Raw genomic sequence first — 23926 nt, 5'->3', positions numbered from 1 at the left:
TTTGAAAGGGCATGACAGTATGAGCGATAGCGATATTCGTAGCCTTTTCATGCCGGGGGAAAAGCTTCCTTGGTCAGGGCGTCCCGGACAAGGATTTCTTTTGACATCGCGGGATTTCCTCCTCGTTCCGTTCTCGCTTTTGTGGGGCGGCTTTGCGATCTTCTGGGAAATTACTGCCATCAGCACGGAAACGCCGGTATTCACAAAATTATGGGGTATTCCGTTCGTACTCATGGGCCTTTACCTAATGGCCGGACGCTTTTTCGTCGATGCGGCTGCCCGGGCTCGGACGGAATATGTACTGACCAACAGACGTGTGATCATTCGCAGAAGCGGGCTCTTTCGATATTTGTCCACCAACCAGCTCGAACTCCTGCCGTCGATCAGTCTTGAAGAGGGCAGCCGCGGCAAGGGTACGATCAAATTCGGCGTGCCGTCCAACAGGAGGATGAGCGGCTGGACGCCAAGTCTGGCCAACGAACCTCAGATTCTGGGGATCGAGGATGCGCGACACGTTTACAGCCTCCTGGAAACAGCAAGGTCGGATTGCACCAGCAGCCGATAATTCCCAGTGCCATCGATAGGGATTAATGTGTCTCTATAAGGAACGTTTTTGGACATATTGCGTTCACCTTTGGTTCAGGAGGAGGGGAAGATAGTTCCCTCACTTGGACGAGCAGAGGAGAACAGTCATGAGAAAGCTGACCGTCGCCGCGTTGTGCTTGATCATAGGTGCCCCCGGCATCACGCCGGCTCAAGCGTTTCCGGCTATCAACCCACCCAGGATCGAAGCGCAGCAGCAGATAGAGCATGTGCAATGGCGTGGCCGAGGCGGCCACTGGGGTGGCGGCCATTACCGAGGCGGCTATTACAGAGGTTACCACCATAACCATGGAGCGGATTGGGGCTGGGCCTTGGGTGGTCTAGCCGTCGGCACCATCATTGGCGGCGCATTGGCACAGCCCTATTACGGCTCGTATTACGGTTCACCCTACGGCTATTACGGCTCGCCCTACCGCTATTACGGTTCGCCGTATCGCTATTATGGCCGGCCCTATCGGGCCTATGCGTCGTCTGGCTATTATGGACGGGGCGGCAGCCACGAGAGCTGGTGCTATGCGCGTTATCGGTCGTACAGGGCGTTCGACAATACCTTCCAGCCCTATCATGGACCCCGTCGCCAGTGCGTCGGTCCCTATTGATTGCTGCGCCGTGAACTGTTCCGGGCCGACTGCCCGTTCGAACGCTATGTCTGTGTCGCACCTCGACCGAGGCTCTGGGCAGTTATAATTCTGCCCGACGTCCGCTTCACAAGCGTCGCCGGGTTGGGTTGCAGGAGTTGCCGATAATCTCGGCGCTAAAGCGCGCCGCGATCGGATTCGTTTGCTTTGGTCTAGGCCTTTCAATTCCAGCATGTCGTTCTCGCAAAACCGCTGCACACTTTTGCGCGACATGCTCTTTCGACTGCGGATGACGCAGGGGAGACATGCCGAAACGGCGGTTGCAACCATTGCGGCGAGGGCCACATTGGCTTTCAGCGAAATGGCGCAGAAGGGGCAGGTCATGGGCGATCATCATGTCGTCGTTGTCGGCGGCGGTTTTGGCGGGTTGCAACTCGTCAACGGTTTGAAAGGCGCTGGCGTCAAGATCACGCTCGTTGACCGGCGCAACCATCATCTTTTCCAGCCGCTGCTCTATCAGGTGGCGACGACCATTCTCTCCACCTCGGAAATCGCCTGGCCAATCCGCCGGCTCTATGCCGACCGGCCTGACGTGACGGTGCTGCTCGGCGAGGTCACAGGCGTCGACAGCGGCACAAAGACTGTTTCCCTCCGTAACGGCATGACTCTTGGTTACGATACGCTGGTGCTGGCGACCGGGGCGACGCATGCCTATTTCGGCCATGATGAATGGGAGCCGGTGGCGCCGGGCCTGAAGACGCTGGAGGATGCGACGACGATCCGCCGGCGCGTGCTGCTCGCCTTCGAGAGGGCGGAGATGGAGGCCGATCCGACCGTGCGCGATGCGCTTCTGACCTTCACCATCGTCGGGGCCGGGCCGACCGGTGTCGAGCTGGCCGGCATCATTGCCGAACTCGCGCATTTCACGCTGCCCAAGGAATTCCGCAACATCGATACGCGCAAGACCCGCGTCGTGCTGGTCGAGGCTGGTCCGCGGGTGCTGCCGACCTTCGCCGAAGAGCTTTCGGCCTATGCCCAGAAGGCGCTGGAGAAACTCGGGGTCGAGATCCATCTCGGCAGGCCGGTGACGGAATGCAATGCCGACGGCGTGAAGATCGGCGACACTTTCGTTGCCAGCCGGACGATCGTCTGGGCAGCCGGCGTCACCGCCTCGCCGGCGGCACGGTGGCTCGGCGTTGCGGCCGACCGGGCAGGGCGCGTCGTGGTCGAGAAGGATCTGAGCGCGCCGGGGCTACCCGACGTCTTCGTCGTCGGCGATACCGCATCGGTGATGCGCGAGGACGGGAAGCCGGTGCCGGGCATCGCGCCTGCCGCCAAGCAGCAGGGCGGCTACGTCGCCAAGGTGATCCGTGCCCGTCTGTCCGGCAAGCCGGCACCGGCGCCCTTCCGCTACTGGCACCAAGGCAGCCTCGCCACGATCGGCAAGAGTGCGGCCATCATCGATTTCGGCCGGATCAAGCTGAAGGGCTGGATCGCCTGGTGGATCTGGGGTCTTGCCCATATCTACTTCCTGATCGGCACCCGCTCGCGCTTCTCCGTCGCCTGGAGCTGGTTGTGGATCTATCTGAGTGGCCAGCACAGCGCCCGGCTGATCACCCAGAAAGAAACGATGCGGGAGGAGGAGTAGGCCTCCTTTGCCCGTGAAAGCTGTCCGGGAATGCGCCGTCTCTCCTGCCTCGTTCTGAGGTACAACCGGAGGGCCTCGAAGGATGGGGGACGGCCACCGGCGCTTCACCCAGCGACATCTGCATGCAGCAGGCACCGCTTAGCCACCCGCCCTCGTAGTTCGAGACGGCCCTGCGTTTGTCGTTGCAATCGATTCACTGGATCGATTGCTTCGCTCCTCACCCTCACCATGAGGGCTGATTGTCGTGCCCTGCGGCACACATGTCGGAGCCTTTAGACAACGCGATACGCCCAAGCTTGACACATCTCCCCGCACACCCTTAGCATTCCATCCGCGTCTCCCAACCACCGGGAGGTGCGCATCCAGCCGTAGCAACGGGTAGAGGTTCCAATGCGCCGATTCACTTCTCACGAAAATCACATTCGAAATTCTGAGAAGTTGGTGGTTCATGCGCACTTTGAATCTGGGCATTCTCGCCCATGTAGATGCAGGCAAGACTAGCCTTACCGAAAGACTGCTTTTTGACGCCGGCGTCATCGACAAGCTCGGCAGCGTCGATACCGGCAATACACAGACGGACACTCTCGAACTCGAACGACTACGCGGCATCACGATCAGGGCGGCGGTGGTGTCGTTTGCGATCGGCGACAGGATCGTCAATCTCATCGACACGCCCGGCCACCCGGATTTCATCGCCGAGGTCGAGCGGGTGCTGGGATTGCTGGATGCCGCGATCGTCGTTGTTTCGGCGGTCGAAGGCGTGCAGGCCCAGACACGGGTGTTGGTGCGGGCGTTGCAGCGGCTTGGCGTTCCCTTCATCTTCTTCGTCAACAAGGTCGATCGTCTTGGGGCCCGATATCAGGAGGTGGTGGAGGCTCTTGCCGGCCAATTACAGGTCCGCCCCATCGCCATGTCGTCGGTCATCGATGCCGGAGCCAAGCTTGCCCGGGTGGAGACGCTCGCGCCGGGAGACGAGCCGCTTTTCACGCCGCTCTGTGAGGCACTGGCAGAAAACGACGAGGCCCTGCTTGCCGATTATATCCTTACTGCCGGTCGCCTGAGCAAGGAAAGGCTTGGGCGCTGCCTAGCCGAGCAGGTGGCGAGCGGCCTCGTCCATCCGGTCTTCGCGGGCGCCGCGATGACCGGCGTCGGCATCCCCGCCCTGGCATCGGCCATTGCGTCGATCCTGCCCGGCCGGCGCTCCAATCCGGATGGCCCGGTTGCCGGCAAGATCTTCAAGATCGAACGCGGCTGGGGTGGGGAAAAGCTCGCCTACATCTATCTCGCCTCAGGTACGGTGCGGCTTCGGCAATATCTGGACCTGCCCGGAGGCCCGGAACGGGTGACTGCGATCCACCTGTTCCAGGCCGGCCGGGTTGATGGCGCCGAGAGCCTTCGCGCAGGGCAGATTGCGCGCGTCGCCGGCCTTGCCGGCGCCCGGATCGGGGATGCGGTGGGCGGAGATCCCGCGGGCGGGCGGGCTCACTTTGCGCCGCCTACGCTCGAAACCCGGGTCCTTGCGCGGCGGCCTTCCGACAAGGCGGCGCTCTGGCTGGCGCTGAACCAGATGGCCGAACAGGATCCCTTGATCAATTTGCGCCGGAACGAGGAGACGGACGAAGTCTTCGTTTCACTCTACGGCGAGGTGCAGAAGGAAGTTATCCAATCGACCCTGCTGACGGACTTCGGACTTGAGGCAAAGTTCGAGGAAAGCACCGTCATCCTGGTCGAGAGGCCGGTCGGGACCGGGGCCGGCCTGCAGATCCTCTTCAAGGAGCCCAATCCCTTCCTGGCGACCGTCGGCCTGCGCGTCGAACCGCGCCCTCCCGGGGCAGGCAACAGCTTTGCGCTCGAAGTGGATGTCGGCCAGATGCCCGTAGCCTTTTATCGAGCAGTCGAGGAGACCGTGTTCGAAACGCTGAAACAGGGCATTTTCGGCTGGCAGGTCATCGATTGCCAGGTGGCGATGACGGCGGCCCGGCACAGCTCGCCCGCAAGCACCGCCGCCGATTTCCGGCAGTTGACGCCATGGGTGCTGGCAACGGCGCTATCGGCCGCGCAGACTGTGCTCTGCGAGCCGGTCGACCGCTTTCATCTCGAAACGCCCGCAGAAAATTTGAGCGGCGTGGTCACCCTGCTTGCAAAATCGGCAGCAACGACGACGGATTCGATCATTGCCGATGGCGTCGCCCGGCTCGAGGGTACCATGGCGTCTCAGATGGTCCGCGGTGTCCAGCAGCAATTGCCGGGCCTGACGAGCGGGGCGGGGACCATGGAAAGCAGCTTCGATCATTACGCCCCAGTGGCTGGCCCGCCGCGCTCGCGCCCGCGATCAGGTCCTGATCCGTTCAACGGCGTCGAATACCTGCTGCGCCTGCATCGACATGCCGGAGGCATATCGTGACATCCCGAGTGTCGCATTTGATCGCGGGTGGCAGACGGTGCGGCTGCGCCCAAGGGCGGAGATTTTGACAGCACCGCCACAGTTGAAATCGCCCGACATTGAAAAAGGCGGCCCCCGAAGGCGCCGCCTCTCGTTTTCTTATGCTGCCAGCGAGGCGATGTCGATGACGAAGCGGTAGCGGACGTCGCTCTTCAGGACGCGTTCATAGGCTTCGTTGACCTGTTGGATGTTGATCTTTTCGATCTCGGAGACGATGTTGTGCTCGCCGCAGAAGTCGAGCATTTCCTGGGTTTCCTTGATCGAGCCGATCATCGAGCCCGATATGCTCTTGCGGCCGGGGATGATCGAGAAGGCATGCACGGGGATCGGATTCTCAGGCGCGCCGACCACCACGAAGGAACCATCCACCTTCAGAAGGCCGAGATAGGCATTCCAGTCGATTTCGGCGCTGACGGTGCAGATGACCAGGTCGAAAGTGCCGGCGAGCTTCTTGAAGGTTTCCGGGTCGTTGGTGGCGTAATATTCCTTGGCGCCGAGCTTCAGCCCGTCTTCCTTCTTGGAAAGGCTCTGGGAAAGAACGGTGATATCGGCGCCCATCGCCGCACCCAGCTTGACGCCCATATGGCCGAGGCCGCCCATGCCGACGATCGCGACCTTCTTGCCGGGGCCGGCATTCCAGTGGCGCAGCGGCGAATAAAGCGTGATGCCGGCGCAGAGCAGCGGCGCGGAGGCATCGAGCGGAAGGTTGTCCGGGATGGACATGACATAGCCTTCCTTGACGACGATCGAGTCGGAATAGCCGCCCTGGGTGCGTGTCTTGCCGTCGGCTTCGAAATCATTGTAGGTGCCGCTGAGACCCGGCATATACTGTTCGCGATCGAGGTCGCGCTCGGCGCAGCCGATACAGGAATCGACGAAGCAGCCGACGCCGACGCGGTCGCCGACCTTGAACTTGGTCACGGCGGAACCGACCGCCGAGACGATGCCGGCGATCTCATGACCCGGCACGATCGGATAGACGGCGTTCTTCCATTCGTTGCGGACAGTGTGGATGTCCGAATGGCAGATGCCGGCAAACTTGATGTCGATCACGACGTCATCGGGGTTGGGGTTGCGGCGTTCGAAGGTGAAAGGGGTCAGCGGTTTGGAAGCGTCGGTTGCGGCGTAGCCTCTTGCAATAGGCATGGGAACCTTCCTTTTCGATTGTGGTGGGGGTTGAACGGGATGGCGGACTATTGCCCGGAACTACGTGAGAGGGTTAGAGCGATCCTCTCAGCTTTTTGCACGATCCTGCAAAAGTGAGGCGCCGGCCTGTTTGCGAAATGGCGAAGGCACTCTAGATAAGGGCGGTATCACGGCGTCAGCCAGTTGACAGAAAGAGTTGCCGCATGACTTTGCCCTTCAGCCCCTATCAGGAAATTGTCGACATCGCGATGCGCTTCGCGCCTGGCGACGGCGAGTTCTCGACTGATATCGGCAATCTTCACGTCAGCCGTCGATCCAAGCCAAGCGATCCGCTGCACAGCAGCTACCGGCCCTGTTTTGCCTTTGTGCTGCAGGGGGCCAAGAGCCTGCGCCTCGGCACCGAACTTATCAGCTACGGGACAGGGGACTATCTGCTGACCTCGCTCGACCTGCCGGTTGCCTGGCAGGTCACCGAGGCAAGCCCTGAAGTGCCGCATCTCTGCCTGGGGCTGGCAATCGATTCCGAAAAGCTGCTTGAGCTTTTGAGCCGTATCGATATTCCGCGTCCGGCGGCCCATACCGACGGGCAGCGCGGGATGGCGGTGAACGTCGCTCCGCCGGAGCTCCTGGATGCCGCCGTCCGCCTGCTGCGCTTGCTCGATCGTCCAGGCGACATTCCTGCCATGGCGCCGCTGATCGAGCAGGAAATCCTCTACCGGGTGCTGACCGGGCCGGATGGCGCGCGGCTGATCAACATCGCCACAGCAGACAGCCACAGCAACAGGATCGCCCGCGCCGTCGCATGGTTGAAGGAGAATTTCGCGCGGCCGCTGCGGATCGAGGATCTTGCCGTCCGCGTCAGCATGAGTGTGTCGTCCTTCCATCATCACTTCAAATCGGTCACGGCGATGACGCCGGTGCAATATCAGAAGCAGCTTCGCCTGCACGAGGCGCGTCGCCTGATGCTGGTGGAGCGCCTCGATGCCGGCACGGCCGGCCACCGCGTGGGCTATCAAAGCCCGTCGCAGTTCAGCCGCGAATACAGTCGCCTCTACGGCGCTTCGCCGGCGCGCGATATCGATGGCGCGCGCGAGGTCATGGCGACGGAGTAGAGTGTAGCGCGTCCGGCGAGACGCCGGCGCGGTTGCTATTAAAGGATGTTTGACGTTTCGTGGCTAGGCTTGCGCGAAACACCAGCACCGATGGCGATATGACGCAAACACCACTTCTTTCCATCGTCGCGCCTTGTCATAACGAGGAGGAGGGCCTGCGCGAATTCTGCCGCCGAGCCGCCGCCGCTGCTCGGAGCGTTGCTGGGGATGCCTTCGAGCTCATTCTCGTCGATGACGGCTCGTCCGACCGCAGCTGGGAGATCATTTCCGATTTGGCGACTGATGTGCCGCAAGTGCTTGGCGTTCGTCTTCTTCGCAATCACGGCCACCAATTGGCATCGACGGCGGGCCTTTCCGCGTCGCGGGGCGAGCGTGTGCTCCTGATCGACGCCGATCTCCAGGATCCGCCCGAGTTGCTTTTGATGATGATGCCGATCATGGAGCGTGGCGCCGACGTCGTTTACGGTCAGCGCACGCGCCGCCAAGGCGAAACCTGGTTCAAGCTTGCCTCCGCTTCGCTTTTCTATCGCGCTCTGTCTAAGCTCGCCTCTGTCACCATCCCGCGTGATACTGGTGATTTCCGGCTGATGCGCCGGCGCGTCGTCGATATCCTGTTGGCGATGCCGGAGCGCGATCGCTTTATCCGGGGCATGGTCAGCTGGATCGGTGGCAGGCAGGTGGCTCTCCCCTACGAGCGTGACGTGCGTTTTGCCGGCACGACGAAATATCCGCTGCGCAAGATGATCAATTTTGCGCTCGATGCGATCACCAGCTTTTCGACGACGCCGCTGCGTATAGCCACATGGCTTGGCATGATCAGCGCCGGCGTCGCGATCGCGTTGCTTGTCTACACCTTCGTTCGCTGGTTGGAGGGCGAAACGATCACCGGCTGGTCGTCGATCATGGCCGCAGTCAGCGCCTTCAGCGCCATCCAGCTGATCTGTATCGGCATCATCGGCGAATATCTCGGCCGTCTCGTGCAGGAGAGCAAGAAGCGGCCGATGTTCATGATCGAGACGATCCTGCGCGGCAGCGAACACGCCGAGCTGCCGACTGCTTTTTCGGAGATGAGCACCGACGACAAGCGCACAGCACTGGATGCGGTCTTCGCATCCGGGGAGCCTTCGCGAGCGCAAAAGAGCAGTCGGATCGGATAATGGACCAGATCGCCACGCCTGCTGTGGTCGCAGCCGAGCCCCAGGGATTAGCCGCCAGACAGGATTCCACCATTGCGATCGCCGCTTTCGTCGCGCTTGCCGCGGCGCTGGTGGTGCTGTTTCGTTTTCCGCCGGTTCTCGATTACCCCAATCACTACGCCCGGATATGGCTCCTTTCGGGCGGCATCGGCGAGCAGCCGTTTCCTGAGATTTATGCGGTCGATTGGAGCCGCACCTTCACCAATGTCGGGATCGACATTCTCGCCACCTGGCTGGGACCGCTTGTCGGCGCCGACAGGCTTGCGCGGACTTTGCTTTTCCTGGCGATCGTGCTGCCGCCGCTCGGCGCGATCGGCTTGCATCGCGCGCTTTTCGGCGGCCGGCACCACTGGCAGACCGCCATGCTGTCGCTCGGCTGGTGCGCCACCATGATCGGCGGCTTCATCAATTTCCAGATCGGCCTCGGCATGGCGCTCTTCTTCGCCTGCGTCGACCTCCGGCTGCAGGGCAAAAATCCCGCGCTGGTTTTTGCCTGGCGGCTCGCCGCTTCGCTGCTGCTGACGGTGATGCACATCTTCTCGCTCGGCTTCTATATGGCGATCGTCTGCGGCCTCGAATTTTCGTGGCGCATCGACATACTGCGATCGAAGGCGGGTCTCACGAGGCTCGTCGGCCGGTTGGCGTTGGCGATTGGCGCCTGCGTCTTGCCACCGCTCGCGCTCTACCTTCACACGGCATCTTTGCCCAACGCCGGTGGCAACGGCCTTGGGCTTGCATGGAACGACGGCGTCGTCCTGATCGTCCTCAATCTGCTCTCCGCCATCACGGCCTATGTCCCGGTGGTGGATGTCTTACTGGTTCTGCCGCTGATCCTCATCTGCACACGTGCCGCACGAGCGGGCGACATCCGCATGCATGCGGGGCTTGCCGTCGCCGCTGGCGGTCTGCTGCTGCTCTCCTGTATTTCGCCTCGGCACATGCTCGGCACCGGATGGATCAGTTGGCGCTTTCCGATCATGACGGCGCTCGTCGCCATGGCGATGGTATGCCCCTTCGCCAATCTCCCGCGCCGGCAGGCGCTGTTGCTTTCGCTCGTCATCAATCTTGCAGTCTTCGGCCGTACCGGCTGGATCGGCTGGAACTGGTGGCTGGCGCAAAAGGATGTTGCCGCTGTCGAGAGCGTGCTGAAAAGGGTGCCGGCCGGTGCAGCCGTGCTACCACTTGGGCATGAACCTGAGACAGTGAGCTACCTTGCCCACTCCAACCGGCATTTTTTCTGGGGACTGGATACTTTCCGGCATCTGCCGACGCTTGCCGTGCCCGTCTCGCATGCTTTCGTGCCGACGCTCTTCACCGCAAAAGGCAAGCAGCCGTTATCGGTTCTGTCACCATGGTCTGAGATCGCGGTTCCCGAGGGCAATTTGCTGTCGATCGGCGTGCTTTCATGCCCAGCAATGATGCAGGAATATAATAGCTTCACGCCCTATCTTTCGGATTGGCGCAGACGTTTCAATTTCATCCTCGTCGCCAATGCCGATCTCCCCGACCGCTATGTTGGCACCCGCATGCCGACGGGCCTGACGCTGGTCGAGGATGCCGGTTTCGCGAAGCTTTATGCGATCGACAAGGCGATACCGGCGGAACCTCTCGTGATCCCCGCCAGTTGCGTTACGGCGTCATAGGCCCCGGCTCTCGTGGACGATTACCCTTGAATCGGGTCATGATCGCGGCCGCCATCCGGTTTTCGGGCTATGTGGCTCATCAGTCGGGGAATTTCAGCGCCTTGTCGGCTCGGCATTTGGCGAGCTTGAGCTGGCGGAAGGAGAGGATTTTCGTGATGCGCTCCTTGCCATCCGTCTCCACACTCATGCAGGCGCAGGCATAGCCGTAATTGCCGTTGGTTCTGACATACTCATGTTCGGAGATGTCGGAGATCAGCTCCATGCCTTCCACCTCGCCGACATCGTCGCCCTGGGTCATGATCGTCCAGGTGTTTTCCGCATCCTCCAGCCACCAGTTGGCGGGCGTCGGATTTTCAATCCAGCCGCAACGCGTTTCGGCCGCCTGTGCGGTTGCGGCGATGGCGAGAGCTGCGGTGATGACCGCGGCAGCTATCCGGTATTTCATCGGCTTTTCCTCGTCGCCAGATTTCAGTTGTTGATTGCGATGATCGCCCAATGGCTTTCCTCGCAGGCGTCGTCATCGCAGACCGCGCCCATCCAGAGGGCGCCACCCGCGAGCATGACGCCGTCGCTATTGACGAACAGATCCCCGTATTGCTGGCGCCCGACGGCGCGGCGCGTTTCCGGCGTCACCAGATCGTCGAAATTGTCGATGAAATCCTCGGCGCTCTCGACGTCGTAAGTCTCGCCCCTGGCCTTGACCGTCAGCGGGTATTCGGCAAGCCCGGCAATGGTTTCGGCGTCGCCCGAGCGGATCGCCCGAACGAGCTGGCGCAGCGGCCGGTCGAAGCCTGCGGCGTCGCCGTGCAGTTCTTCGATGCGGTTATAGACGTCGCTGTCGGACTGCGCGAGAGCGCTTGAGCCGCCCAGGAAAATTGCTCCGAGCAGGAGAAGAGCTGCAGACAGGCGTGACATCGAAGCCTCCAGGCGCAAACGGGTACCGCGACAATATGCGATCACCAAGGATTCGCGCCTATCCAATTCTGGTGTTTGATCGCGGTTTCCCGTATTAAAAAAATGATCCGGGCTTCTTGACGATCTGATCGGTTTATCGCATAAACCTCGCGAACCGTACCGTACGGTACGTACATGGGAGCTACGACCTTGTCTGTCGATACCGCAGAGCCGAGCGAATTTTCGCCGCGCCAGAACGCCGTTCTGGAGCAGGCGTTGCGGTTGCTCGTCGATGGCGGCGAGAAGGCGCTGACGACCTCGGGTGTGGCGCGTGCCGCCAATTGCTCGAAGGAGAGCCTCTACAAGTGGTTCGGCGACCGCGATGGGTTGTTGTCGGCGATGATCGCCTATCAGGCGAGCAAGGTGCGCACCTTCGAGCGCAACGGCGAGAGGCTGACGGCGGCAAGTCTGCACGACCATGTCGTCATTTTCGCGCGTGATCTGCTGGAGGTGCTCGCCGGCGACGTCTCGCTGGCGCTGAACCGGCTGGCGATCGGCCAGTCGAACCGCGACGGCTCGAAGCTCGGCAAGCTGCTGCTCGAGCGCGGCCGCCGCCAGATCGACCGGCGCGCCATGGCGTTGATCGATGCCGGAAAGAGGGCAGGGCTCCTGCGTTTTTCCGATGCCGACGAGGCTTATCACACGCTTTACGGCCTTGTTGTTTCCGATCTGCATGTGCGCATGCTGCTCGGCGAGCCGGGCCTCAAGGATACCGCGCGCCAGGCGGAGAGGGCGGTTACCGCCTTCCTCCGGCTCTACGGCACGGACAAGGTTCTGGTGGAGATGCCGGTTCTCGGTTGATTCCGCTTTAATGACAGTCAACAAGACAAGCAAAGGGAAGGAACTTCAAATGCGCGTCTATTACGATCGTGATGCCGATCTCAACCTCATCAAGGCCAAGAAGGTCGCCATCATCGGCTACGGTTCGCAGGGCCGTGCCCATGCGCTGAACCTCAAAGACAGCGGCGCCCAGAACGTCGTCATCGCGCTCAAGGCCGGTTCGCCGACCGTCAAGAAGGCTGAAGCCGACGGCTTCAAGGTCATGACGGTTGCCGAAGCCGCCGGCTGGGCCGACCTGATGATGATGGCAACGCCCGACGAACTGCAGGCCGACATCTACAAGTCGGAAATCGCTGCAAATATCCGCGACGGCGCGGCGATCGCCTTCGCCCACGGCCTCAACGTGCATTTCGGCCTGATCGAGCCGAAGGCCACGGTCGACGTCGTCATGATCGCGCCGAAGGGCCCGGGCCACACGGTTCGCGGCGAATACCAGAAGGGCGGCGGCGTTCCCTGCCTCGTTGCCGTTCACCAGAACGCTTCCGGCAATGCGCTTGAACTCGCTCTCTCCTACGCCTGCGGCGTCGGCGGCGGCCGCTCGGGCATCATCGAAACCAACTTCCGCGAAGAGTGCGAAACCGACCTCTTCGGCGAACAGGTCGTTCTCTGCGGCGGTCTGGTCGAACTCATCCGCGCCGGTTTCGAAACGCTTGTTGAAGCCGGCTACGCGCCTGAAATGGCCTATTTCGAATGCCTGCACGAAGTGAAGCTGATCGTCGACCTGATCTATGAAGGCGGCATCGCCAACATGAACTACTCGATCTCGAACACGGCCGAGTGGGGCGAATATGTCTCCGGTCCGCGCATCATCACCGCTGAGACCAAGGCCGAGATGAAGCGCGTCCTCAAGGACATCCAGACCGGCAAGTTCACTTCCGACTGGATGCAGGAATACCGCGCTGGCGGCTCGCGCTTCAAGGGCATCCGCCGCCTGAACGACAGCCACCAGATCGAGGAAGTCGGCGCCAAGCTGCGCGGCATGATGCCCTGGATCGGCAAGAACAAGCTGGTCGACAAGAGCGTGAACTAAGCGGTTTTCAGACTGTAGGAATCGAGGGCCGGGGCGAAAGCTCCGGCCTTTATCGTTGTGCGCTGACGGTCAGCCAGCGCGTCGGCTTGCCGTCATATCCGCCGCCGTCGTATTCGCTTAGGGCGATATTCCCCCAACCGCCTTTCGTCAGAAGCTCCGAGAGCCATTCGGCGGAGGGATAGTTGTAATAACGACCGAAGCCGTCATGGCCTTCTGCTTCCCCGGCCTTGAAGCTTGCGTGAAGGAGGCCGCCGGGCCTCAGGGCGCGGCGGATGCCGGCGAAGACGTCGGGCAGTTCGGATCGGGGGACATGAAGAAGGCTCGCATGCGCCCAGACGCCGTCGAAGGCGCTGTCGGCGTCGAGTTCCTGGAACAGCATGACCCTGACCGGCCTGCCGATCAGCGCTTCGGCCTGTGTTGCAAGCTCGGCAGAGCCATCCGTCGGCGTCACGTCGAAACCCTGCGACAGCATGTAGACGCTGTCCTGTCCGCCACCGCAGCCGAGTTCGAGGATTGCCGCACCCCGCGCAAGCCCGGCGAGGAAGGCATCGAGCTGCTGCTTCGGCAGGCTGCGCGCCCGGTTGGCGTATGTCTCGGCGTTTTGCCTGTAGAAGTCAGAGGTATTGTCACGAGGCATGCGGATCGGCCGTTCGGGAGCGTCGGTTGGATTGAAGGTGCCTTTCGGGGAGCCGATCGGCGCCGATGATGTCGATGACGAGGATGCCGTCCGGTATTTCACGATAGAAGGCGACGTGGCGCATGTGAAGAAGGCGGCGAAGGCCGACGCCAAGCTCTTCGCATTCGTCTCCCATGGAGGGCGCGCGCGAAAGAAGCACGAAAATTCTGTCCCAGTCGAGAAGATAGGCATCCGCCTGTGCCTCGCCGAAGTGCAAGCTGGCATATTCGTCGATGCCCGACAGCACGGCATCTGCGGTTCGGGTCAGCCTATAGGTTGATGTCACGCAGCTTTGCCTTCGTTTCCAACAGGATATCGGCAATGCGCCGGTCGCTGATGCCGCTCTCTTCGGCCAACCTCAGAATCTCACGCAATTCTTCGTCATCGAGCTTGCGATGGTCCTGGTCCCTCAGGACGAGTTCCGCCAGATATGTGCTGGCATTGGCGTATCTGCCGCTTGCGACACGGCGTGCGACGTAATCCGCCAGATTATCCGGAAGAGAGATCGTCATTTTCGCCATTGAATTCGGTGCAGTCCGTCCATGCCGGTTGATGCCAGATTACCATTTCCCACGTTGTGATAGAAGCGTTGCGCTCCGCCGTCGAGCACTTGGGTCACATCCAGGTCAGTCTTTTTTATCGACATAGATGACGCGTTCGAGATCCTTGAAATGGGCGTCGCAGGTCAGGATGTCGGCATCATGGCGCTCCGCGGTCGCATAAATGATCGCATCGGCGGTGGCGAGTTTGTGGATCGTCGAGATTTCGGCAGCACGGCGGGCAAGCGTCGTGTCGAGAGAGACAACCATGCATGTCGCGGTATAAGCGATGAAGCTGTCGACGGCTTCCTCGTCCTTTTGGTCGCCAGAGGAGAAGTAGCGATGGTTTTTCCGGCTGACTCGGCCACAAAAGACCGGGCGGCGCGCAGTCTCGAAAGAGATCCGCGGATTGCTTAGTGGCCGTCCGCTCGAAGAACATCGTAGCGTATCGTGCAGCTCGACACGAACTCTGGCGAGGGCGGACTAGGGTCGCCAGCCCGGCAGCTTTGCGGGCGAGGCGGAGAGCGGCGCCCACCATGTCGGTGTTGACGCCGCCGTTCGCGTGGAACGTCGGGAGTTCAGGCCGGGATAAGGCGGGTCCAGCCGCGCTCATCGTTCGTTACGCCCTTCTGCAGACTGACGAGCTGCTGGCGCAGTTCGCTGGTCAATTTGCCGGTCTGTCCGTCTCCGACCAGAAACTCGCCGCCGGCATGTCGAACCAGGCCAATGCCCGCCACGACTGCGGCAGTGCCGCAAGCGAAGGCTTCGATGAGCTTGCCGCTGGCAGCGTCGTCTTGCCATTCCCCGAAGGAGTAGGGACGCTGCTCGACGCGCAAGCCTCTTTCTTCGGCGAGTACGATCACGGAGGCCCGGGTGATGCCCGGCAGGATCGTGCCGCCAAGGGGCGGGGTCACCACCGATCCGTCATTCATCACGAAGAAGACGTTCATGCCGCCGAGTTCTTCGACCCAACGATGCTCTGCTGCGTCGAGGAAGACGACCTGATCGCAATTCTTCTTCGCCGCCTCGGCTTGCGCCACGAGGCTGGCTGCGTAGTTTCCGCCGCATTTTGCAGCGCCGGTGCCGCCGGCAGCCGCACGGGTGTATTCGGTCTCGACCCACAGGGAGACGGCCTTCGCGCCGCCCTTGAAGTAGGCGCCGACCGGAGAGGCGATGATGCAGAAGACATATTCCTGAGCCGGACGAACACCGAGAAACGCCTCGTTGGCGAACATGAAGGGGCGAAGGTAGAGGCTGGCGTCGCCGGACGGAATCCAAGCCTTGTCAATGCGGACCAGTTCTTCGACGGCCTTCAGGAAGAGTTCTTCGGGCACAGGAGGCATCGCCATGCGGGCTGCAGACTGCGCGAAGCGGCGGGCATTCTCTTCAGGCCGAAAGAGCAGAATCCGGCCATCGTCTGCCTTGTAGGCTTTCATGCCCTCGAAGATTTCCTGAGCATAATGCAGCACGGCGCTCGCAGGATCGAGCTCCAGGGGCCGCCTGGGCGTAACCTTCGCATCGTGCCAGCCCTTGTCGGCAGTCCATCGTGCCAGGACCATATGATCGGTGAAGACCTTGCCGAAGCCTGGCGTCTCCAGTGCCTGGATGCGATCGGCGTCGGAGACGGGAGACTGGTGGAGTTCGATTTTGATTTCAGAAGAGGCCGACGTCACGGTCATTGCTGGCACCTTGATAGTAATTTGAATAGTGGCGGCGACACTACTGCCGCCGAGCTGGTCTTGGAAAGGTCTGAATCAGCCGGTTTCGACTTTGATCAGAGGAATAATCGCTTGGAGTGGCTGACGTCGAGCAGCAAATTCGGGATCGAGCGTCTTCGATATCGGATGGCGTCCACGCTTGTCACCATGACAAGAAAATAGGTCAGTATTATTGACATAATTTCCCTGGCGTGGTTTGTCGGCGGTATAGAAAATACGAGGAAACCCCATGCTGAACTGGGACACCATGTTTGCGTCGCGCTCGTCGCGCATGCGCGCATCCGAGATCCGCGAGTTGCTGAAGCTTCTCGACCGGCCCGACATCATCTCCTTTGCCGGCGGCATCCCTGATCCGGCGCTGTTTCCGGATCGGGAATTCAAGCAGGCCTATGCCGATATCTTCGACGGCGCCGCCGTCAACTCGGCGCTGCAATATTCAGTGAGCGAAGGCTACAAGCCGCTGCGCGAATGGCTGGTCAAGCAGATGGCAGCTCTCGGCATCCCTTGCGAACTCGACAACGTCTTCATTGTATCAGGCTCGCAGCAGGGCCTGGATTATCTCGGCAAGCTCTTCCTGTCGCCTGGTGATACCGCGCTGGTGACATGGCCCACCTATCTCGGCGCGCTGCAGGCCTTCAACGCCTATGAACCGGCCTATGACCAGTTGACGCCGAACGGCAACCGGACGCCGGAATCCTATCGGGCGGCCGCAGCGGCTGCCGGCGGCAAGGTGAAGTTCGCCTATCTCTCCGCCGATTTCTCCAACCCGACCGGCGAGACCGTCGATCTCGATGGCCGCAAGAAGGTATTGGCATTGGCCGAAGACCTCGACATTGCCGTCATCGAGGATGCGGCCTACCAGTCGTTGCGTTACGACGGCGATCCGATCCCACCGATCCTGGCGCTCGAGATTGCCGAAAAGGGCCATATCAACGATACGCGCACCATCTATTGCGGTAGCTTCTCGAAGACGCTGGCGCCTGGCCTTCGCGTCGGCTTCATCGTCGCCAATGCGCCCGTCATCCGCAAGCTGGTGCTGATGAAGCAGGCGGCCGACCTGCATTCCTCGACGATCAACCAGATGGCGATATCAGATGTCGCCGAGCGCGGTTTCGACGCGCAGGTCGCCAAGATCAAGGCCGCCTACAGCAAGCGCCGTGACTGCATGCTGACGGCACTCGAGAAATATATGCCCAAAGGCACGAGCTGGACCAAGCCGGAGGGCGGCATGTTTATCTGGATCACGCTGCCGGAGGGCATGGATGGCGCCAAGCTCTTGGCGAAATCGCTGGAGACCACCAAGGTCGCCTTCGTACCCGGCAAGGCATTCTTCGCCGATGGTTCCGGCGCCAACACCTTCCGCGTCAGCTTCTCCTGCGCCAACGAGCAGATGATCGAGGACGGCATCGGCCGCTTGGGCGCGCTGATCTCGGCCGAAATCGGCGGCTGATCCAAGCTGGCGAGGGCGTCGATCAGAAGATCGTCGTCCAGCCTTCGTTCGCCGTCTCGCTCTTGCCGTAGCCGACCCGGTCGGCCACGGCGCCGTCGGCGTTGCGCAGGATGATGTCGCCGCCCCTGTTGGCAAGCTGCGGGCCGCCGGCCGCGGCATCGAGTGCCACGGTGCGCAGCTCGCCTGCGCCGAGCGATCCCGACAGTGTCTGGGTCCTGCCGTTTTCGTCTTCCAGCTTCCAGCCGTCGAGCGATGCGGTCATGTCGGAGCGGTTGATGATCGTTACTGTTTCGGCCTCGGCGCCGCCTTCGCCGTTCACCGGGTTGATCAGCGCGGCGACGATGCGCAGCGACGAGGCGACGATCGGCTGCGGCCGGCGCGTGCCTTCGCCGCGGCCCTGGCCGCCACGGCTGTCGGAAACCGGATGGCCGGTCGCCGCATCGGTGTTCCAATTCTGCGACTGGAAGCAGAGGAAGATCGCCGCCCATTCGTCGGTATCGTTGAAATGGACGAGAAGGGCGCCGTCCTGGTTGGGCCCGTTGGTCGCCTTGAAGCTGCCGCCGTCGCCCTGGTTCATGTGAATGTCGTGGATGCCGTTGCCCGGCTCGAAACGGAAATATTGGTCCGGCTTGTTGTGCTCAGGACCCCAGGCCTCGCCGAAGGCGTAGAAATGCACGTCGGAATCGGCAATGCCTTCCTGGACGATCGGCTCGATGAAGTCGCGCAGGTCGTTTTTCGGGCCGGATAGCTGGAAGGGTGCGACATTCATATCCTCGCGTTCGATCAGCCCGCCGCGAACATAGTCTATCGCAAGCTCTGGACGGTCCTTGCGGATGTCGGTCAGCCCCATCGGCAGCGCTTCGAGCGCCTCCGTCAGCGCTGAGTGCTTGAAATCGACGATATTGGCATAGAGCAGATCGTGCGGCGTTTCCTTGGAGCGGACGTTGAGCGCGATGCGATAACTGACGCCGTTCGCCTCGATGCGGATTTCGATATGAGGATCGTTGTCGTCGTCGAGGGCGAGTGCGCTCGCCGTACCCTTCAGCACCTTGTAATTCTTCAGCATGGCAAACCTCGCGGGGTGGGCGGGGATGTTACGATAACACGGCGAAAGTGCATCTTTTGTGACGGCTAAAGTATAGCGCGATCTCTTGGATTCGCCTGCCACACTTTAGGTCTCTGATTTGCGCATGTCGTGGCCGCAAAACCGCTGCACACTTTTGCGCGACATGCTTTGTCTTTCGCCGTGCTGTGCCTGATCCGCTGCCTATTGCTGGAGATGCGGGGCGAAAAGCTCGAGATCGGCTTCACCCAGCCTGTCGCTGACCGTGTTCAGCTGGTGCCAGTAGGGATAGATCACCGGCGGCAGGCTGACCGCGTCGAGGCGCTTGCGCTCCTCGTCCGTGAGCTTCAGTTCGGCGGCGGCGATGTTGTCGCGGAACTGGGCTTCGGTGCGGCCGCCGATGATGACCGAAGTCACCGCCTTGCGGCCGATCAGCCAGGCGAGCGCCACTTGGGCGGCGGAGACGCCGCGCTCTTCACCGATTGCCACCAGCGTCTCGACGATGTTCCAGAGGCGGTTTTCGTCGCGGATCGGCGGTTCGGTCCAGCCGGCGAACTGGCGCGTGCCTTCGGGGGCCGTCTGGTTGCGGCGGTGCTTGCCGGAGAGCAGGCCGCCGGCGAGGGGGCTCCAGACGAGCACGCCGAGGCCCTGGTCGATCGAGATCGGCAGCAGCTCATATTCGGCGTCACGGGCTTCCAGCGTGTAGTGGATCTGCTGGCTGACGAAGCGCTGGTACCTGTGCTCGTTGGCAATGCCAAGCGCCTTCATGATGTGCCAGCCGGAATAGTTGGAGCAACCGACGTAACGCACCTTGCCCTGTTTGATCAGGGTATCGAGGGCTTCCATCGTCTCTTCGAGCGGCGTCTGGCCGTCCCATTCATGCACCTGGTAGAGGTCGATGACATCGGTCTTCAGGCGCTTGAGGCTCGCCTCGCATTCGCGGACCAGGTGGTAGCGCGACAGGCCTTGGTCGTTCGGGCCGTCGCCCATGCTGAAGCGGGCCTTGGTGGCGAGCAGCACACCCTGCGGCCGCTTGCCGGAAAGCACCTCGCCGATGATGTTTTCGCATTCGCCTGATGAATAGGCATTGGCGGTATCGATCAGGTTGATGCCGGCATCGATGCACATATCGATCATCTTGCGAGCCTCGGAAACGCCGAGGTCCCCGACGGTCTTCGCCCAGCCGACGCCGCCGAAGGTCATCGTGCCCATGGTCAAAGTCGAAATCTTCAGGCCGGAACGGCCGAGCAGACGATATTCCATAGAAATTCCTCCTTCATTGAAACGTGAGTGACGTAGCGCAAAGCCCGGCAATGGCAATCTCCGAGTGTTCACGCCTGGGTGAGATTGCTTGGCGCCAGGATACCAGATGATCGGATGTTTCACAGGGTTGAAGACGACGCCTGCGAGATTGCGCCACAGCGATCGCCCCGATTGTCGGCAAAGCCGGTGGAGGTCAAGGAAGGTTGTGAAGCCTGGGCCTGGCGGCTGCGGCGTGCTGTCACATCGCTGTCAACGACCCCTAATAAGGGAGGGGTATCGAAATCGAGGATCCTTCCCATGAAAACGATCGTTTCTGCCGCAGCACTTGTCGCCGCGAGCCTCTTTGCCATTCCGGCTTCGGCCGCAAACCTCGTTCTCTACACCAGCCAGCCGAACGAAGATGCGCAGGCAACGGTCGATGGGTTCATGGCCGCCAATCCTGATATCAAGGTCGACTGGGTGCGCGACGGCACGCCGAAGATCATGGCGAAGCTCCAGGCCGAGATCCAGGCCGGCAACCCGGTCGCTGACGTTCTGCTGATCGCCGATGTCGTGACGCTGGAGCGCCTCAAGGAAGACGGCAGGCTCCTGGCCTACAAGTCGCCGGAAGCCGCAGGGTACGATGCTGCCCTCTATGATGCCGACGGTTACTACTACTCCACCAAGCTGATCACGACAGGCATCATGTACAACACGTCGGCTTCGATGAAGCCTGCGAGCTGGAAGGATCTGACCAAGCCGGAAGCCAAGGGCCTCGTCACCATGCCGAGCCCGCTTGCTTCGGGTGCGGCACTCATCCACGCCCAGACGCTTGCCGCCGTTCCCGGCCTCGGCTGGGATTTCTACAAGTCGCTCGCGGAAAACGGCGCGATCGCGGCCGGCGGCAACGGCGCCGTGCTGAAGTCGGTCGCCTCGGGCGAGAAGGCCTATGGCGTGGTCGTTGACTATCTGCCGATCCGCGAGAAGGCCAAGGGCGCTCCGGTCGAGTTCGTCTTCCCGAGCGAAGGCGTTTCTGTTGTCACCGAGCCGGTCGGCATCCTCGCCAGCACTGAGAATGCCGACGCCGCCAAGAAGTTCGTCGACTACGTGCTCTCCGAAAAGGGCCAGGAAGGCTTTCAGAAGCTCGGCTACATCCCGGCCCGCAACGGCATGAAGGTGCCGGAAGGCTTCCCGGCGCGCGACACCATCAAGGTCCTGCCGATCAAGGCGGCCGAAGCGTTGAAGAATACCGACCAGGACCTGAAGACCTTCTCGGGCATCTACGGTTCGAACTGATCCTTTCATGCACGGATATGTCAAAACAGAAAACAGCCAGCCCGCCTGGTTGTTTCCTTTTGTCGCCATTGTCGTCCTGATCCTCAGCGTGCTGCCGCTCGCTCGTCTTGCCATGGTCGGGATCTCGGCCTTCGCCGATGGCGGCGTGATGACTGTTTTGAGCGAGGCGTCGCTGTGGTCGGCAACCTATTACACGGTTGTCACCGCCATTCTCGGCACGGTCATCTCGCTTGTCATCGGCTGCCTCTTCGCCTTTCTGCTGACGCTGACCGATATCCGCTCCAAGGGGCCTCTCAGCTTCTTCTTCGTGCTGCCGATGATGATCCCGCCGCAAGTGACGGCATTGGCCTGGGTGCAGATGTCCGGCCCCTCCAGCCCGCTGTTGAAGGCGCTTTCCATTGCCCCGCCGCTCGGCTCGCCCGCAGCCGCTCTATTCGGTGGGTGGTATCGCGCTGCTTTACGGCGTCCAGCATGCGCCGCTGGTCTATCTGGCGCTTCGGGCCGGCTTGATGACGCTGCCGCGCGACGGTGTCGAGGCCGCACGGCTTTCCGGCGCCTCCAGCCTGCGGGTGTTCCGCGACATCATCCTGCCCCTGTCGCTGCCCGGCATCATCGCCGGGGCGGCAATTTCCTTCGTCTCCTGTACCGGCAATTTCGGCATCCCCGCCATTCTCGGCATTCCCGCCTCGATCTTCACGCTGCCGACGCTCATCTTCACCAAGTTTTCCGCCTTCACCAGCCGGACCTTCGGCGATGTCGCCATACTCTCGGCGATCATCGCCGTCATCTCGGTCGTCGGCCTGATGATCCAGGACCGGGCGCTGCGCGGTCGTGACTACCGTGTCATCGGTCTATCCGGAGCGAGCGCCGCCTTCGAACTCGGTGCCTGGCGATTTGCCTTGGCGCCACTCGTCTGGGTGATCCTGTTCTTCATGCTGGCGGCACCCTTCTTCGCGCTCCTTGCCGGCGCGCTGGTGCCGGCCTATGGCGTGCCGCTCACCTTCAAGACCATGTCGCTGCATGCTTTTGAGGAGATCCTGTTCCGGCAGGCGGTGACGCGCACGGCCTTTGTCAATTCGCTGTCGCTTGCCGGCGCCACCGCGCTTGGTCTCCTGGTGGTGACAATACTTGCAGCCTATGCGCTGACGCGGCGCAAGGATGCGGCTTCCCGTATCGTTTCCGGCCTCATCGAAATACCCTATTCGCTGCCCGGCATCGTCATGGCTGTTTCCTTCATCCTGGTGTTCGCTGCACCCATCCCATTCCTGCGCGTCTCGCTCTACGGCACGATCTGGATCATCCTGATTGCCTATTTCTCCTCCTTCTTCGCCGTCAGCCTGAAACCGGTGGTCAGTGCCTTTCATCAGCTCGATCCGGCGCTCGAAGAGGCGGCACGGCTTTCCGGGGCCGGCTTCTTCCGCCGGCTTGCCGATATCATCGTGCCGCTGATCGCGCCGGCCGCTGGCGCCTCCGTAATCCTCGTCTTCCTGATCGCCTGCAACGAGCTGACGATCTCCGCACTTCTCTGGTCGGCCGGCACGCAGACGCTCGGTGTCGCCATTTATAATCTCGATGACAGCGGCAGTTCCGACCTTGCTTCGGCGCTTTCGGTGCTCGTCGTCGTCATGGTCGTCATGCTGATGCTGCTGCTCGAGCTTCTGGCCAAACAGCTGCCGAAAGGAGTGGTCCCATGGCGAGGCTGATCCTCAATCAGCTCGGCAAGGATTTCGGCACCGGACGGGCTGTCGTCAGCGGGTTTTCGCTCGATGTGCGTGAGGGTGGCTTCCTGGCGCTGCTCGGGCCTTCCGGCTGCGGCAAGACGACGGTGCTGCGCATGATCGCCGGTTTCGAGACGCCGACCGACGGGTCGGTCCATCTCGGCGAGCGGCTGCTTGCCGATGCCGCGCAATCGCTGCCGCCGGAAAAGCGAAACATGGCGATGGTCTTCCAGTCCTATGCGCTCTGGCCGCATATGAGCGTCGCCGACAATGTCGGTTATCCCCTCAAGGTGCGCGGCATTTCGGGCGAGACCTATCGGACGAAGGTGCGCGATGCGCTCGGCATCGTGCGGCTTGCCGAATATGCCGAACGGCGGCCGGCCGATCTTTCCGGCGGCCAGCGCCAGCGCGTGGCGCTTGCCCGCTGCCTGGTCACATCGCCCGACGTCGTGCTGCTCGACGAGCCGCTCGCCAATCTCGACCGGCACCTGAAACAGGAGATGGAGGAAACCTTCCGCGAGTTCCATCAACGCTCAGGCGCGACGATGATCTATGTCACCCACGACCAGAGCGAGGCGATGGCGCTCGCGACCGACATCGCCGTCATGTCGGAAGGCCGCCTGCTGCAGGTGGCGCCACCTGCCGAAATTTATGCCCGGCCGGAAGGCCGCGTCGTCGGCGGGCTGATCGGGCGAGGGGCGATCGTGACGCTGCCGCGGGTTGCCGGAAATTGCAGGGCGTTTGACCGGCCTGTGCTGGAGCCGTTGTTTGCCGGTGCTGTCGCCGGGACCGCCAGCGGCGACCGGATGGATGTCCTCGTCCGGCCGGAGGATGTGATGGTCTCCGGCGAGAATACCGCCGCCGGCGAGGGGATCGCGGCGGCGGTCGAATCCGTTCTCTTTGAGGGCGAGCGCTACGCATTGAAGCTCACCCTCGCCGACGGGCAGACGCTGCGGGCCTATTCCCGCTTTCCAGTCCGGACGGGTGACAGTCTCAGGTTATCGGTGCGCGCGGCATGGCGGCTTTGAGAC

21 protein-coding genes and 2 pseudogenes are annotated in these 23926 nt (G+C 61.8%); 13 read left to right on the top strand and 10 right to left on the bottom strand.

What is annotated here, in order from left to right; all coding sequences use genetic code 11:
• The first annotated feature begins 19 nt into the window (after positions 1 to 19).
• The 4 genes from FHT79_RS06760 (at position 20) to FHT79_RS06745 (ending at position 5233) form a co-directional block, all read left to right on the top strand.
• Complete coding sequence (locus FHT79_RS06760) at positions 20 to 565, top strand: PH domain-containing protein (protein ID WP_183903123.1); 546 nt, start codon at positions 20 to 22, stop codon at positions 563 to 565.
• Between the two features lie 127 nt (positions 566 to 692).
• Positions 693 to 1202 carry a BA14K family protein gene (locus tag FHT79_RS06755; RefSeq protein WP_183903122.1) on the top strand — a complete coding sequence of 170 codons (510 nt, stop codon included), beginning with the start codon at positions 693 to 695 and terminating at the stop codon, positions 1200 to 1202.
• Between the two features lie 361 nt (positions 1203 to 1563).
• Positions 1564 to 2829, top strand: a complete 1266-nt coding sequence (locus tag FHT79_RS06750) for an NAD(P)/FAD-dependent oxidoreductase (protein WP_028757546.1) — start codon at positions 1564 to 1566, stop codon at positions 2827 to 2829.
• Between the two features lie 448 nt (positions 2830 to 3277).
• Complete coding sequence (locus FHT79_RS06745; RefSeq protein WP_183903121.1) at positions 3278 to 5233, top strand: TetM/TetW/TetO/TetS family tetracycline resistance ribosomal protection protein; 1956 nt, start codon at positions 3278 to 3280, stop codon at positions 5231 to 5233.
• Positions 5234 to 5371: 138 nt separating this feature from the next.
• Here FHT79_RS06745 and FHT79_RS06740 read toward each other — a convergent pair whose 3' ends face one another.
• Positions 5372 to 6418, bottom strand: a complete 1047-nt coding sequence (locus tag FHT79_RS06740) for an NAD(P)-dependent alcohol dehydrogenase (protein WP_097594218.1) — start codon at positions 6416 to 6418, stop codon at positions 5372 to 5374.
• A gap of 203 nt (positions 6419 to 6621) precedes the next feature.
• On the opposite strand from FHT79_RS06740, the gene FHT79_RS06735 reads away from it, so the two are divergent.
• The 3 genes from FHT79_RS06735 (at position 6622) to FHT79_RS06725 (ending at position 10369) form a co-directional block, all read left to right on the top strand.
• Positions 6622 to 7530 (top strand): AraC family transcriptional regulator, encoded by a 909-nt coding sequence (locus FHT79_RS06735; RefSeq protein WP_047610788.1) that lies wholly within the window; start codon positions 6622 to 6624, stop codon positions 7528 to 7530.
• Between the two features lie 98 nt (positions 7531 to 7628).
• Complete coding sequence (locus tag FHT79_RS06730) at positions 7629 to 8687, top strand: glycosyltransferase family 2 protein (protein WP_047610786.1); 1059 nt, start codon at positions 7629 to 7631, stop codon at positions 8685 to 8687.
• Positions 8687 to 10369, top strand: coding sequence for a hypothetical protein (locus tag FHT79_RS06725; protein WP_183903120.1), 1683 nt, complete (start codon positions 8687 to 8689; stop codon positions 10367 to 10369). Before FHT79_RS06730 ends, FHT79_RS06725 begins: the two co-directional genes overlap by 1 nt.
• Before the next feature lie 79 nt (positions 10370 to 10448).
• Here FHT79_RS06725 and FHT79_RS06720 read toward each other — a convergent pair whose 3' ends face one another.
• Both FHT79_RS06720 and FHT79_RS06715 read right to left on the bottom strand, forming a co-directional pair.
• Positions 10449 to 10814, bottom strand: a complete 366-nt coding sequence (locus FHT79_RS06720) for a DUF4087 domain-containing protein (protein ID WP_183903119.1) — start codon at positions 10812 to 10814, stop codon at positions 10449 to 10451.
• Positions 10815 to 10837: 23 nt separating this feature from the next.
• Positions 10838 to 11284, bottom strand: a complete 447-nt coding sequence (locus tag FHT79_RS06715; protein WP_183903118.1) for a hypothetical protein — start codon at positions 11282 to 11284, stop codon at positions 10838 to 10840.
• Positions 11285 to 11458: 174 nt separating this feature from the next.
• Here FHT79_RS06715 and FHT79_RS06710 point away from each other — a divergent pair, with 174 nt between their 5' ends.
• Together FHT79_RS06710 and ilvC are read left to right on the top strand one after the other, a co-directional pair.
• The gene (locus tag FHT79_RS06710; RefSeq protein WP_028757491.1) at positions 11459 to 12124 is read left to right on the top strand and encodes a TetR/AcrR family transcriptional regulator C-terminal domain-containing protein; all 666 of its coding nucleotides are present in this window, start codon (positions 11459 to 11461) and stop codon (positions 12122 to 12124) included.
• A 49-nt stretch (positions 12125 to 12173) separates the two neighbouring features.
• On the top strand, positions 12174 to 13193 hold the full coding sequence (gene ilvC, locus FHT79_RS06705; protein WP_047611747.1) for a ketol-acid reductoisomerase: 1020 nt from the start codon (positions 12174 to 12176) through the stop codon (positions 13191 to 13193).
• A gap of 49 nt (positions 13194 to 13242) precedes the next feature.
• On the opposite strand, the gene FHT79_RS06700 is transcribed toward ilvC, so the two are convergent.
• The 5 genes and pseudogenes from FHT79_RS06700 to FHT79_RS06680 form a co-directional block, all read right to left on the bottom strand.
• Complete coding sequence (locus tag FHT79_RS06700; protein ID WP_183903117.1) at positions 13243 to 13830, bottom strand: class I SAM-dependent methyltransferase; 588 nt, start codon at positions 13828 to 13830, stop codon at positions 13243 to 13245.
• The gene (locus FHT79_RS06695; RefSeq protein WP_047610777.1) at positions 13820 to 14155 is read right to left on the bottom strand and encodes a type II toxin-antitoxin system RelE/ParE family toxin; all 336 of its coding nucleotides are present in this window, start codon (positions 14153 to 14155) and stop codon (positions 13820 to 13822) included. The genes FHT79_RS06700 and FHT79_RS06695 overlap by 11 nt, the downstream gene beginning before the upstream one ends.
• Positions 14139 to 14390 carry a type II toxin-antitoxin system ParD family antitoxin gene (locus FHT79_RS06690; RefSeq protein WP_047610776.1) on the bottom strand — a complete coding sequence of 84 codons (252 nt, stop codon included), beginning with the start codon at positions 14388 to 14390 and terminating at the stop codon, positions 14139 to 14141. Before FHT79_RS06690 ends, FHT79_RS06695 begins: the two co-directional genes overlap by 17 nt.
• A gap of 105 nt (positions 14391 to 14495) precedes the next feature.
• Positions 14496 to 14729, bottom strand: a pseudogene (locus FHT79_RS31925) (PIN domain-containing protein); the annotation flags it as partial.
• A gap of 257 nt (positions 14730 to 14986) precedes the next feature.
• Positions 14987 to 16087, bottom strand: coding sequence for a branched-chain amino acid aminotransferase (locus tag FHT79_RS06680; RefSeq protein ID WP_183903116.1), 1101 nt, complete (start codon positions 16085 to 16087; stop codon positions 14987 to 14989).
• A gap of 268 nt (positions 16088 to 16355) precedes the next feature.
• On the opposite strand from FHT79_RS06680, the gene FHT79_RS06675 reads away from it, so the two are divergent.
• Positions 16356 to 17576, top strand: a complete 1221-nt coding sequence (locus tag FHT79_RS06675; protein ID WP_183903115.1) for a PLP-dependent aminotransferase family protein — start codon at positions 16356 to 16358, stop codon at positions 17574 to 17576.
• Positions 17577 to 17598: 22 nt separating this feature from the next.
• Here FHT79_RS06675 and FHT79_RS06670 read toward each other — a convergent pair whose 3' ends face one another.
• Together FHT79_RS06670 and FHT79_RS06665 are read right to left on the bottom strand one after the other, a co-directional pair.
• The gene (locus FHT79_RS06670; RefSeq protein WP_183903114.1) at positions 17599 to 18642 is read right to left on the bottom strand and encodes a DUF2278 family protein; all 1044 of its coding nucleotides are present in this window, start codon (positions 18640 to 18642) and stop codon (positions 17599 to 17601) included.
• A gap of 201 nt (positions 18643 to 18843) precedes the next feature.
• Positions 18844 to 19902, bottom strand: coding sequence for an aldo/keto reductase (locus tag FHT79_RS06665; protein WP_183903113.1), 1059 nt, complete (start codon positions 19900 to 19902; stop codon positions 18844 to 18846).
• A 297-nt stretch (positions 19903 to 20199) separates the two neighbouring features.
• Between FHT79_RS06665 and FHT79_RS06660 the strand changes: the two genes are divergently transcribed.
• The 3 genes and pseudogenes from FHT79_RS06660 to FHT79_RS06650 all read left to right on the top strand — a co-directional run bounded on the left by FHT79_RS06660 (position 20200) and on the right by FHT79_RS06650 (position 23923).
• Complete coding sequence (locus FHT79_RS06660; RefSeq protein WP_183903112.1) at positions 20200 to 21177, top strand: ABC transporter substrate-binding protein; 978 nt, start codon at positions 20200 to 20202, stop codon at positions 21175 to 21177.
• A 7-nt stretch (positions 21178 to 21184) separates the two neighbouring features.
• Positions 21185 to 22880: pseudogene (locus FHT79_RS06655) on the top strand (iron ABC transporter permease).
• Complete coding sequence (locus tag FHT79_RS06650; protein ID WP_183903111.1) at positions 22868 to 23923, top strand: ABC transporter ATP-binding protein; 1056 nt, start codon at positions 22868 to 22870, stop codon at positions 23921 to 23923. The pseudogene FHT79_RS06655 and the gene FHT79_RS06650 overlap by 13 nt, the downstream one beginning before the upstream one ends.
• Positions 23924 to 23926: the final 3 nt, after the last annotated feature.

The organism is Rhizobium sp. BK212 (assembly GCF_014197475.1).
GTDB lineage: Bacteria > Pseudomonadota > Alphaproteobacteria > Rhizobiales > Rhizobiaceae > Rhizobium > Rhizobium anhuiense.
The sequence above is the reverse complement of the archived record's forward strand: the minus strand, read 5'-3'. Positions and strand labels throughout refer to the sequence as shown.

What these genes read in the sequence shown, in the direction of transcription:
- FHT79_RS06760 (WP_183903123.1), top strand. Translation starts at nt 20, where the DNA reads ATGAGCGATAGCGATATTCGTAGCCTTTTCATGCCGGGGGAAAAGCTT.
- FHT79_RS06755 (WP_183903122.1), top strand. Translation starts at nt 693, where the DNA reads ATGAGAAAGCTGACCGTCGCCGCGTTGTGCTTGATCATAGGTGCCCCC.
- FHT79_RS06750 (WP_028757546.1), top strand. Translation starts at nt 1,564, where the DNA reads ATGGGCGATCATCATGTCGTCGTTGTCGGCGGCGGTTTTGGCGGGTTG.
- FHT79_RS06745 (WP_183903121.1), top strand. Translation starts at nt 3,278, where the DNA reads ATGCGCACTTTGAATCTGGGCATTCTCGCCCATGTAGATGCAGGCAAG.
- FHT79_RS06740 (WP_097594218.1), bottom strand. Translation starts at nt 6,418, where the DNA reads ATGCCTATTGCAAGAGGCTACGCCGCAACCGACGCTTCCAAACCGCTG.
- FHT79_RS06735 (WP_047610788.1), top strand. Translation starts at nt 6,622, where the DNA reads ATGACTTTGCCCTTCAGCCCCTATCAGGAAATTGTCGACATCGCGATG.
- FHT79_RS06730 (WP_047610786.1), top strand. Translation starts at nt 7,629, where the DNA reads ATGACGCAAACACCACTTCTTTCCATCGTCGCGCCTTGTCATAACGAG.
- FHT79_RS06725 (WP_183903120.1), top strand. Translation starts at nt 8,687, where the DNA reads ATGGACCAGATCGCCACGCCTGCTGTGGTCGCAGCCGAGCCCCAGGGA.
- FHT79_RS06720 (WP_183903119.1), bottom strand. Translation starts at nt 10,814, where the DNA reads ATGAAATACCGGATAGCTGCCGCGGTCATCACCGCAGCTCTCGCCATC.
- FHT79_RS06715 (WP_183903118.1), bottom strand. Translation starts at nt 11,284, where the DNA reads ATGTCACGCCTGTCTGCAGCTCTTCTCCTGCTCGGAGCAATTTTCCTG.
- FHT79_RS06710 (WP_028757491.1), top strand. Translation starts at nt 11,459, where the DNA reads ATGGGAGCTACGACCTTGTCTGTCGATACCGCAGAGCCGAGCGAATTT.
- ilvC (WP_047611747.1), top strand. Translation starts at nt 12,174, where the DNA reads ATGCGCGTCTATTACGATCGTGATGCCGATCTCAACCTCATCAAGGCC.
- FHT79_RS06700 (WP_183903117.1), bottom strand. Translation starts at nt 13,830, where the DNA reads ATGCCTCGTGACAATACCTCTGACTTCTACAGGCAAAACGCCGAGACA.
- FHT79_RS06690 (WP_047610776.1), bottom strand. Translation starts at nt 14,390, where the DNA reads ATGGCGAAAATGACGATCTCTCTTCCGGATAATCTGGCGGATTACGTC.
- FHT79_RS06680 (WP_183903116.1), bottom strand. Translation starts at nt 16,087, where the DNA reads ATGACCGTGACGTCGGCCTCTTCTGAAATCAAAATCGAACTCCACCAG.
- FHT79_RS06675 (WP_183903115.1), top strand. Translation starts at nt 16,356, where the DNA reads ATGCTGAACTGGGACACCATGTTTGCGTCGCGCTCGTCGCGCATGCGC.
- FHT79_RS06670 (WP_183903114.1), bottom strand. Translation starts at nt 18,642, where the DNA reads ATGCTGAAGAATTACAAGGTGCTGAAGGGTACGGCGAGCGCACTCGCC.
- FHT79_RS06665 (WP_183903113.1), bottom strand. Translation starts at nt 19,902, where the DNA reads ATGGAATATCGTCTGCTCGGCCGTTCCGGCCTGAAGATTTCGACTTTG.
- FHT79_RS06660 (WP_183903112.1), top strand. Translation starts at nt 20,200, where the DNA reads ATGAAAACGATCGTTTCTGCCGCAGCACTTGTCGCCGCGAGCCTCTTT.
- FHT79_RS06650 (WP_183903111.1), top strand. Translation starts at nt 22,868, where the DNA reads ATGGCGAGGCTGATCCTCAATCAGCTCGGCAAGGATTTCGGCACCGGA.